We start from the raw sequence: 9885 nt of genomic DNA on the forward strand, positions 1-9885 counted from the left end.
GCAGGGTGAAATTCAGCCTAAAGACAAAAAATGCCTGAAAAATTAAGTTTAAAGGTGCTTAATCTGCTTTTTTCACCGTATTCCAGCTACACAAACCAGCTAAAAAGCTATTTTCAAAAGACCGATAAGCGACACTTTGCGATAGTACGGTATATGCAAACGCCGAGTTAAGGTAAGCTACCCCTTCATACCAACCCTAGTTTTCTAATGATGACCGATCAAAATTCAGCTTTAGCTCAAGCATTACAATCTGCGATTGGCGAGAAATCAGCCCGTCAACAGCAAATTATGATTATTGAATTACTTTATCAGCGCTATCCGGTGATGAAGCAGTTCAAGCCTTTAATGATCGGTGTTCACAAAGAACTGGAAAAAGCACTGCCGCAATTCGGTGCCAATCATGTACATCGCTCGATTGCGGCCCATTGCCGTAAAGTGCGCTACCTGAAATCAGTAGCTCGTGGCGGTAAACGCTTTGATCTGAATGGCAAACCAGCAGGCGATGTAACTGCAGAAGAAAAAGCTGCCGCAGCCAAGTTTGTACAAAACATCGAAGACCGCAAAAAGCCACAAACCGCAGCCACAGCAGAAGAAGTGGCTGTTGAGCAGCTAGTGCTTTCTGCCACCAGCGAAGTGATTGCTGAACCAGCGAAGTGATTGCTGAACCAGCAATCACCGACGCAGAGAGCAAAGCAGAGTAAATCGCTTTAGCTCCATAGAAAAAGGCCGCAGCAGCGGCCTTTTTTAATTCACTCAGATGACTCAACCCTTATTATCTGTGCAGCAACTGCCCTGCTTTAAATGTAACTACATCATCTTTTGCCATAAAAAATATCGCATACCGCAGCGCCACATAGCCCACAACCACGGTGGCAATGCCTAATTCAAACTGCGCCAGCCATTGAATCTGATTCACATAAGCAGCAGCAAATTCCCATTGCCCAAGCAGGTGACTCACTTTAAACAGCGCCGTAGCACCAATTACCAGCGGGAAAGTAAATGCAGCATAGCCTGGTGAAAAGGGCAGAATCAGCAGCTTGAAAAAGGCGAGGTAGATAATGCTGTCATCAGCACCGCAATCCCGAATAACAGAGCCACAATCAGCAGCGATGGCTCGGTGGTCACGGTTAAGTAGCCCGCAAGTGAGAGGCTGGCAGGGGCAGCCAGAATGGCGATGGTTGGCTTGGCGCATCAGGTACTTCATGGCTGAAAATCAAACGGTAGAGCATCAGCGGCAGCATCACTGCGTAGCAAATATCCCAAACCACAGCAAGCCATTTGCTAGAGCGGCAAATTGCCCGCCAGGAAAAGCCACATCCGCAACGATAATCCCTACCGGTGGCACAAACCAGCTTGGCACCATATGGTGAATTTCAAAGTCTTTAGCCCGATGCCAGATAAACGTCGCCAGAAACACCATATGCAAGATCACGGCAAATAGCCAAAGACCCTCAGCAAAAGCGGGAGCAAAGTGACCTGATGCTTTGACACCACCATCGTAGCCATTGCAAAGGTTGGAACCACGCTGCCAACCACAGGGTGGGCTAAATCTTTCAGCAGTAAACGGGGGTGAAGCACAAATTTGAAAGCTAGAATAAGTAACAGCACTGAGGCGATCACAGCGCCTGATAGCTGAGCATAACCAGAAAAATCGCCAGCGTTTTTCCCAACACCACCCAAGGCTGGCAAGGCCTAAGCTAAACCCGCCATTGGAGTAGGAGCGGCGGCAAGTAATTGATGAATTCGCTTAAACATACGACGACCTTCTTATTTATTGCAGTACAAATAGAATACCGCCCGGATATTGTTTATCATATCTAAATGATTTGAATTAGGCGTTTAGTTAAATCAAATGAAGCTCACTCTGCAACAGCTAAAATCCTTCGCTGCCATTGCCCGCTATGGCAATCTTGGCACGGCAGCCAATGAGCTGTGCCTGAGCAAGGGCGCCATTTCTCAGTCTTTGCAAGAGTTAGAGCGCCAGCTGGCCACACCGTTGTTTGATCGGATACATCCGCGCCTGCAATTAAACGCAGAAGGTAAATTATTACAGCCCGTGGCCGAAGAATTGCTCGCCCGGATGATGGATATTGAAACGATGTTTGCCAGCGATAACGAACCGGTCGGCCAGCTGCGCCTTGGGGCTACCCAAACCATAGGCAACTATCTGCTACCTATTTTGCTGGCACGCACCGAACAAACCACCACACCACGCATATCCATCGCCAATACCCATATCCTGAGCCATGCGCTTGCGCATTTTGAGCTGGATCTCGCCTTGATCGAAGGTGAAAACCATCACCCAGATTTAATCGCCGATCCATGGCTGCAGGATGAAATGTGCATTGTGGCGGCCCCCGCTCATCCATTTGTCAAACAGGCCAAACTGGCTATCTCTGCATTAAGCGGCGAAACATGGGTGCTTCGTGAACCCATGTCAGGTAATCGGGAACAATTTGAGCAACTGATACAGCCACAGCTCAGCACCAGCCGAATCGGATTGGAACTAAATACCCTAGAGGCCGTCATGTTAGCTGTGGAACAGGGGCTGGGCATCAGCTTTATATCCAGGCTGGCAGCACAAGACCGTATCAATAATGGGCGATTAGTTTGCCTCGCCATGCAGCAGCGCTTCCCACGCCAGCTTTACCTTGCATGGCATAAACAAAAATATCACTCCACCGCTTTGCGCAGGTTTATTCAGTTTTGCAGAGATCAGGCAGGGGTGATTTGCTAAGAATAAGCGGCACATCAATACACAACGCTCATCCCCCCCAAGTGGGCAAAATATAACGCTTTGCCTCCCTGAAAAAAACGTTAGCTAAGCAACAGGACCCTGCATTGAACATATTCTTTCTGCGCATTATCCCTGGGCTGGCCATATTTCTAAATTACCCACGGGATTGCTGGCGGCAGGATTTGCTGGCGGGCTTATCGGTGGCCTCCGTCGCGCTGCCGGTGGGCGTGGCCTACGCCCAGTTGGCGGGAATGAGCCCGATTGCTGGCCTATATGCCAGCATTCTGCCCATGGTGGCTTATGCGCTGTTTGGCTCTTCTAGGCAATTAATCGTCGGCCCAGATGCCGCGACCTGTGCCATGGTGGCTTCTACCTTGCTGCCGATGGCAATGGGAAATTCTGAGCTGTATATCTCGCTTTCAGTGGCTTTGGCGCTGATTACCGGGCTGTTTTGCCTGCTCGCTAGCCGCTTTAAGCTGGGGTTTCTGGCCGACTTCTTATCCCCGCCCATTCTGGCTGGTTTTTTAAACGGTGTAGCAATCAGTATTGCACTGGGGCAGCTAGGTAAATTGCTGGGATTTACTTTTCATAAACACGATTTTATTGGCCGGATTCTGGAGCTGCCAGATCGCCTGCCGAGCTGCATCCAGCCACAGCAGTCATTGGCCTTGGTACGCTGTTAGCCATTCAAGTTATTAAACGCCTACTGCCTAAGCTGCCCACCGCCCTTGTTGCCATGGGGCTGGCAGGGTTAATCATCTTTAGTCTGAATTTACAAAATGCAGGCATCGCCATTATCGGCTTATTGCCAGCTGGCCTACCCACCTTGCACTGGCCCACTATTCCCCGGGCCCATCTGGGTGAATTACTCGGGGCAGGAGCGGGGCTGGCACTGATCAGCTTTAGCAGCGCCATTCTGACTGCCCGCAGCTTTGCCGCAAAAAATCGCTACGAGATCGATGCAGACAGGGAATTTACCGCGCTGGGTATGGCCAATATTGCAGCGGGCGTTTTCACAGCGCATGGATGGCGGGCGCGGATTCCGAACGGCTGAATGATAATCCGGTTAAGACTCATGTAGCCGTTCGCATCCGGCCGACATCGCAGCCTCGCGTAAACCGCCCGCTGCAATATTGGCCATACCCAGCGCGGTAAATTCCCTGTCTGCATCGATCTCGTAGCGATTTTTTGCGGCAAAGCTGCGGGCAGTCAGAATGGCGCTGCTAAAGCTGATCAGTGCCAGCCCCGCTCCTGCCCCGAGTAATTCACCCAGATGGGCCCGGGAATAGTGGGCCAGTGCAAGGTGGGTAGGCCAGCTGGCAATAAGCCGATAATGGCGATGCCTGCATTTTGTAAATTCAGACTAAAGATGATTAACCCTGCCAGCCCCATGGCAACAAGGGCGGTGGGCAGCTTAGGCAGTAGGCGTTTAATAACTTGAATGGCTAACAGCGTACCAAGGCCAATGACTGCTGTGGCTGGATGCAGCTCGGGCAGGCGATCTGGCAGCTCCAGAATCCGGCCAATAAAATCGTGTTTATGAAAGTAAATCCCAGCAATTTACCTAGCTGCCCCAGTGCAATACTGATTGCTACACCGTTTAAAAAACCAGCCAGAATGGGCGGGGATAAGAAGTCGGCCAGAAACCCCAGCTTAAAGCGGCTAGCGAGCAGGCAAAACAGCCCGGTAATCAGCGCCAAAGCCACTGAAAGCGAGATATACAGCTCAGAATTTCCCATTGCCATCGGCAGCAAGGTAGAAGCCACCATGGCACAGGTCGCGGCATCTGGGCCGACGATTAATTGCCTAGAAGAGCCAAACAGCGCATAAGCCACCATGGCAGAATGCTGGCATATAGGCCAGCAATCGGGCTCATTCCCGCCAACTGGGCGTAGGCCACGCCCACCGGCAGCGCGACGGAGGCCACCGATAAGCCCGCCAGCAAATCCTGCCGCCAGCAATCCCGTGGGTAATTTAGAAATATGGCCAGCCCAGGGATAATGCGCAGAAAGAATATGTTCAATGCAGGGTCCTGTTGCTTAGCTAACGTTTTTTTCAGGGAGGCAAAGCGTTATATTTTGCCCACTTGGGGGGATGAGCGTTGTGTATTGATGTGCCGCTTATTCTTAGCAAATCACCCCTGCCTGATCTCTGCAAAACTGAATAAACCTGCGCAAAGCGGTGGAGTGATATTTTTGTTTATGCCATGCAAGGTAAAGCTGGCGTGGGAAGCGCTGCTGCATGGCGAGGCAAACTAATCGCCCATTATTGATACGGTCTTGTGCTGCCAGCCTGGATATAAAGCTGATGCCCAGCCCCTGTTCCACAGCTAACATGACGGCCTCTAGGGTATTTAGTTCCAATCCGATTCGGCTGGTGCTGAGCTGTGGCTGTATCAGTTGCTCAAATTGTTCCCGATTACCTGACATGGGTTCACGAAGCACCCATGTTTCGCCGCTTAATGCAGAGATAGCCAGTTTGGCCTGTTTGACAAATGGATGAGCGGGGGCCGCCACAATGCACATTTCATCCTGCAGCCATGGATCGGCGATTAAATCTGGGTGATGGTTTTCACCTTCGATCAAGGCGAGATCCAGCTCAAAATGCGCAAGCGCATGGCTCAGGATATGGGTATTGGCGATGGATATGCGTGGTGTGGTGGTTTGTTCGGTGCGTGCCAGCAAAATAGGTAGCAGATAGTTGCCTATGGTTTGGGTAGCCCCAAGGCGCAGCTGGCCGACCGGTTCGTTATCGCTGGCAAACATCGTTTCAATATCCATCATCCGGGCGAGCAATTCTTCGGCCACGGGCTGTAATAATTTACCTTCTGCGTTTAATTGCAGGCGCGGATGTATCCGATCAAACAACGGTGTGGCCAGCTGGCGCTCTAACTCTTGCAAAGACTGAGAAATGGCGCCCTTGCTCAGGCACAGCTCATTGGCTGCCGTGCCAAGATTGCCATAGCGGGCAATGGCAGCGAAGGATTTTAGCTGTTGCAGAGTGAGCTTCATTTGATTTAACTAAACGCCTAATTCAAATCATTTAGATATGATAACAATATCCGGGCGTATTCTATTTGTACTGCAATAAATAAGAAGGTCGTCGTATGTTTAAGCGAATTCATCAATTACTTGCCGCCGCTCCTACTCCAATGGCGGGTTTAGCTTTAGGCCTTGCCAGCCTTGGGTGTGTTGGGAAAACGCTGGCGATTTTTCTGGTTATGCTCAGCTATCAGGCGCTGTGATCGCCTCAGTGCTGTTACTTATTCTAGCTTTCAAATTTGTGCTTCACCCCGTTTACTGCTGAAGATTTAGCCCACCCTGTGGTTGGCAGCGTGGTTCCAACCTTTGCAATGGCTACGATGGTGGTGTCAAAGGCATCAGGTCACTTTGCTCCGCTTTGCTGAGGGTCTTTGGCTATTTGCCGTGATCTTGCATATGGTGTTTCTGGCGACGTTTATCTGGCATCGGGCTAAAGACTTTGAAATTCACCATATGGTGCCAAGCTGGTTTGTGCCACCGGTAGGGATTATCGTTGCGGATGTGGCTTTTCCTGGCGGGCAATTTGCCGCTCTAGCAAATGGCTTGCTGTGGTTTGGGATATTTTGCTACGCAGTGATGCTGCCGCTGATGCTCTACCGTTTGATTTTCAGCCATGAAGTACCTGATGCGGCCAAGCCAACCATCGCCATTCTGCTGCCCCTGCCAGCCTCTCACTTGCGGGCTACTTAACCGTGACCACCGAGCCATCGCTGCTGATTGTGGCTCTGTTATTCGGGATTGCGGTGCTGATGACAGGCATTATCTACCTCGCCTTTTCAAGCTGCTGATTCTGCCCTTTTCACCAGGCTATGCTGCATTTACTTTCCCGCTGGTAATTGGTGCTACGGCGCTGTTTAAAGTGAGTCACCTGCTTGGGCAATGGAATTTGCTGCTGCTTATGTGAATCAGATTCAATGGGCTGGCGCAGTTTGAATTAGGCATTGCCACCGTGGTTGTGGGCTATGTGGCCTGCGGTATGCGATATTTTTATGGCAAAAGATGATGTAGTTACATTTAAAGCAGGGCAGTTGCTGCACAGATAATAAGGGTTGAGTCATCTGAGTGAATTAAAAAAGGCCGCTGCTGCGGCCTTTTTCTATGGAGCTAAAGCGATTTACTCTGCTTTGCTCTCTGCGTCGTGATTGCTGGTTCAGCAATCACTTCGCTGGTTCAGCAATCACTTCGCTGGTGGCAGAAAGCACTAGCTGCTCAACAGCCACTTCTTCTGCTGTGGCTGCGGTTTGTGGCTTTTTGCGGTCTTCGATGTTTGTACAAACTTGGCTGCGGCAGCTTTTTCTTCTGCAGTTACATCGCCTGCTGGTTTGCCATTCAGATCAAAGCGTTTACCGCCACGAGCTACTGATTTCAGGTAGCGCACTTTACGGCAATGGGCCGCAATCGACGATGTACATGATTGGCACCGAATTGCGGCAGTGCTTTTTCCAGTTCTTTGTGAACACCGATCATTAAAGGCTTGAACTGCTTCATCACCGGATAGCGCTGATAAAGTAATTCAATAATCATAATTTGCTGTTGACGGGCTGATTTCTCGCCAATCGCAGATTGTAATGCTTGAGCTAAAGCTGAATTTTGATCGGTCATCATTAGAAAACTAGGGTTGGTATGAAGGGGTAGCTTACCTTAACTCGGCGTTTGCATATACCGTACTATCGCAAAGTGTCGCTTATCGGTCTTTTGAAAATAGCTTTTTAGCTGGTTGTGTAGCTGGAATACGGTGAAAAAAGCAGATTAAGCACCTTTAAACTTAATTTTTCAGGCATTTTTTGTCTTTTAGGCTGAATTTCACCCTGCTTTTTGTATTTTTGGCTGTAGGGCACTATTTGCCAGAAGGCCGTGCTTGTGGCAACTAAAGGCTGGATTTGTGGATTAAAACCATGGAGCAGGGGCCAAACAGGCGATGCTGACCCGTTGAGAGGGCTCTCTTTCACTGGCCCAGTGCCAGGCTGGGCTGATATTCCCATCAATCATTAAGCTGTTGCCCCGGATTACCTGCTCACGAATCCCGGCTTTAAAAGCCGCTTCACGCAGTGTCCAGAGCAAGTAAAAACGCTCTTGGGATTCTTCCGGGACGGCGCTGACCCAGCTGGCTTCATCCTGATGCAGTGCAAATTCAGCCAGCTTGGCGATATTGGCCTTGGGGCGGCAGCTTTCTATATCCAGCCCGATTCGTTGGGGGTTCACCGTTACTCCCAGGCTGTCTCCGCTGTGTGAAATACTGGCATGTAAATGAGTGGCCCGGCTTAAATAGGGGAAGAACTCCCCTTCTTCAATATCGCCTGCCATGTATTCAATTCCTAAAAATTGGCTTGCAGCCTGGGCGAGCAACAGACGCCCAAGAATAAATTGTTGTGCGCGAGTGGGGGACTGGATCGCTGCCAGCTTAGCTTTACTACTGGCAGAAAGCAGATCGCTGCTCAGGTATGGGTTTTGAGTGATCCGGGTAAGAAGAACTTCGGCGTAAAGCATAAGAAAACCAAGAGCAAAGGATTTGAGCATGATAGTGCGAGGGCAATGCCCGGCAAAGGATTTGCTCACTCTGATTATAAAACTTCATCCTCTGCGGGGCTGTGTGCCCGCCGTTCGGCCATTCTTTGCCCCATTGCAGCTAGCGTGGGCGCATCAAGCAGTTTTTCGGCGCTGGGATAAATGCGTGCTTCTTCTAGATCGGCATGGGCCGGGTAAAGTCTTGCAAATTCCTGCGCAAGAGCCAGTGGCAAGATTTCACCATGGCCTGCTGCCAGTGGAATTAAATAGCTGCGTATATCCTGCCAAAGCAGTGCAAGTGTTTCGTGCTCTGCACTGACCGATGCAATAAGGGTTTGCAGCTCAGCATCGCCGTAATGGCTGAGCAGCGGAAACAAATCGAGATCTTCATCTTCGTGGTGCAGCGGTGCGCTACATCAAAATAACGCAAAATGCTTGCAGCAGCGTCCTGAGCCTTGCTGTCCACCCCTTCTTTTATCAGGTACTGAGCCAGTTTGAGTGTTAATTCTGCGTATTGGCGCACTCTGTCGTGGCAGGCCATCAGCATGGCGATGGGTGTTTCAAATGTGATTGATTCAGCAGAAAACAGCGACATCATGCTTCTCCTCTTATTTCCGACTAATTTAGTCGGATTTTACGCAGAAATATAGGACCAGCTTTGATTTAAACCAAATGAAATAGTAAATATACTTACATGTGTAAGTATATTTACTAACAGATTTGAATTAAATTAGTCAGATTCGTTTAAGTAATTTGCGATTAAAACGCTATAATTGCTGCTTTGCAAAAAAGTTAGCAGAGGCATTATGGAAGAGCAGGGTACATCATCAATTAATCCCCAAAGGGCGGTCATCAGGCCATACGCTAACGAGCGCCGCCTGTTTGTGATCATGGCCGTGATTTCAGGGCTGAGCTGGCTGGCTTTAACGCTGGTCACCTTTGGCATTATCTGGATCATTATGCTGGTGCTTTATCTCATCGGCTTATTTGGGTTTTCATATTTTATTTCTTATGTACGCGGCAATGGTGTTCGGGTCACTGCTGAGCAGTTTCCTGATTTACATACCCGTTTTGATCATTGTTGCCAGATTATCGGGCTGAAAAAACAACCAGAATTTTATTTAATGACGGGAAATGGTGCTTTAAACGCATTCGCCACCCGTTTTTTACGCCGCTATTATGTGGTGCTGCTCAGCGATATTGTCGATGCTTTGCAGGATGATAACGAGGCGCTGAATTTTTATATCGGCCACGAGCTGGGCCACATTGCGCAAAAGCATTTAGTGCATCACTGGTGGCTGGTTTTTGCCAGCTGGATTCCCCTGCTTGGCACAGCGTATTCCCGTGCCAGAGAATACAGCTGCGATCAGTATGGCTTAGCCTGCACAAGCAATAAGCAAAGCGCTGTGCATGCTCTGGCGGTATTAGCAGCCGGCTGCAGCCGCTGGAAAAGCTTGAATACACAGGCTTATATCGCTCAGGCCCAGGATACAGATGGCTTCTGGATGGCGGTGAATGAATTAACCGCAGATTACCCATGGCTGTGCAAGCGGGTTGCCCGCATAGAAAACGGCGACGCTGCTGTATTTCCTCGTCGTAATA

General features: G+C 49.7%; 13 protein-coding genes and 3 pseudogenes. 7 read left to right on the forward strand and 9 right to left on the reverse strand.

Translation table 11 applies throughout. The features are described 5' to 3' along the window. Window positions 1–207: 207 nt before the first annotated feature. Complete coding sequence (locus DYD62_RS15250) at window positions 208–657, forward strand: ProQ/FINO family protein (RefSeq protein WP_115228322.1); 450 nt, start codon at window positions 208–210, stop codon at window positions 655–657. Between the two features lie 115 nt (window positions 658–772). Here the strand turns inward: DYD62_RS15250 and DYD62_RS23815 are convergent, their stop codons facing one another. Then, a complete protein-coding gene (locus DYD62_RS23815) occupies window positions 773–1192 on the reverse strand; it encodes a TDT family transporter (RefSeq protein WP_218586917.1) in 420 nt (139 codons plus the stop codon). Between the two features lie 48 nt (window positions 1193–1240). Then, a complete protein-coding gene (locus DYD62_RS23820) occupies window positions 1241–1432 on the reverse strand; it encodes a TDT family transporter (RefSeq protein ID WP_218586918.1) in 192 nt (63 codons plus the stop codon). A gap of 420 nt (window positions 1433–1852) precedes the next feature. Here DYD62_RS23820 and DYD62_RS15260 point away from each other — a divergent pair, with 420 nt between their 5' ends. After that, entirely contained in the window at window positions 1853–2737 is an 885-nt protein-coding gene (locus tag DYD62_RS15260) for a LysR substrate-binding domain-containing protein (protein ID WP_115228323.1), read from the forward strand. Window positions 2738–2964: 227 nt separating this feature from the next. After that, a pseudogene (locus DYD62_RS24050) lies at window positions 2965–3791 on the forward strand (SulP family inorganic anion transporter). A gap of 12 nt (window positions 3792–3803) precedes the next feature. On the opposite strand, the pseudogene DYD62_RS24440 reads toward DYD62_RS24050, so the two are convergent. From DYD62_RS24440 to DYD62_RS15290, 3 genes and pseudogenes are all read right to left on the reverse strand, one after another. Further along, window positions 3804–4297 (reverse strand): annotated as a pseudogene (locus DYD62_RS24440) (SulP family inorganic anion transporter). Next, window positions 4183–4664 (reverse strand): annotated as a pseudogene (locus DYD62_RS15285) (SulP family inorganic anion transporter). The pseudogenes DYD62_RS24440 and DYD62_RS15285 overlap by 115 nt, the downstream one beginning before the upstream one ends. 199 nt (window positions 4665–4863) lie before the next feature. Next, window positions 4864–5748: a LysR substrate-binding domain-containing protein gene (locus DYD62_RS15290; protein ID WP_115228323.1), complete on the reverse strand. Its 885-nt coding sequence runs from the start codon at window positions 5746–5748 to the stop codon at window positions 4864–4866. Window positions 5749–5843: 95 nt separating this feature from the next. On the opposite strand from DYD62_RS15290, the gene DYD62_RS23830 reads away from it, so the two are divergent. Further along, on the forward strand, window positions 5844–5981 hold the full coding sequence (locus DYD62_RS23830; protein ID WP_218586921.1) for a hypothetical protein: 138 nt from the start codon (window positions 5844–5846) through the stop codon (window positions 5979–5981). A 145-nt stretch (window positions 5982–6126) separates the two neighbouring features. After that, entirely contained in the window at window positions 6127–6468 is a 342-nt protein-coding gene (locus DYD62_RS23835; protein WP_218586922.1) for an SLAC1 family transporter, read from the forward strand. A gap of 511 nt (window positions 6469–6979) precedes the next feature. Here DYD62_RS23835 and DYD62_RS24445 read toward each other — a convergent pair. From DYD62_RS24445 to DYD62_RS15310, 4 genes are all read right to left on the reverse strand, one after another. After that, a complete protein-coding gene (locus tag DYD62_RS24445; protein ID WP_479686913.1) occupies window positions 6980–7204 on the reverse strand; it encodes a ProQ/FINO family protein in 225 nt (74 codons plus the stop codon). Then, window positions 7144–7383 carry a hypothetical protein gene (locus tag DYD62_RS24055; RefSeq protein WP_233702951.1) on the reverse strand — a complete coding sequence of 80 codons (240 nt, stop codon included), beginning with the start codon at window positions 7381–7383 and terminating at the stop codon, window positions 7144–7146. The genes DYD62_RS24445 and DYD62_RS24055 overlap by 61 nt, the downstream gene beginning before the upstream one ends. A 282-nt stretch (window positions 7384–7665) precedes the next feature. Further along, entirely contained in the window at window positions 7666–8265 is a 600-nt protein-coding gene (locus tag DYD62_RS15305) for a 4'-phosphopantetheinyl transferase family protein (RefSeq protein ID WP_172476513.1), read from the reverse strand. A 74-nt stretch (window positions 8266–8339) separates the two neighbouring features. Continuing rightward, the gene (locus tag DYD62_RS15310; RefSeq protein ID WP_115228329.1) at window positions 8340–8687 is read right to left on the reverse strand and encodes a hemerythrin domain-containing protein; all 348 of its coding nucleotides are present in this window, start codon (window positions 8685–8687) and stop codon (window positions 8340–8342) included. A 90-nt stretch (window positions 8688–8777) separates the two neighbouring features. Between DYD62_RS15310 and DYD62_RS23675 the strand changes: the two genes are divergently transcribed. Further along, window positions 8778–8933, forward strand: coding sequence for a hypothetical protein (locus tag DYD62_RS23675; protein WP_172476515.1), 156 nt, complete (start codon window positions 8778–8780; stop codon window positions 8931–8933). 156 nt (window positions 8934–9089) lie between these two features. Further along, the coding region (locus DYD62_RS15315; protein ID WP_147288276.1) for a M48 family metallopeptidase at window positions 9090–9885 on the forward strand (796 nt) is incomplete at its 3' end.

Origin of the sequence: Iodobacter fluviatilis, from assembly GCF_900451195.1 — a bacterium.
Lineage (GTDB): Bacteria > Pseudomonadota > Gammaproteobacteria > Burkholderiales > Chitinibacteraceae > Iodobacter > Iodobacter fluviatilis.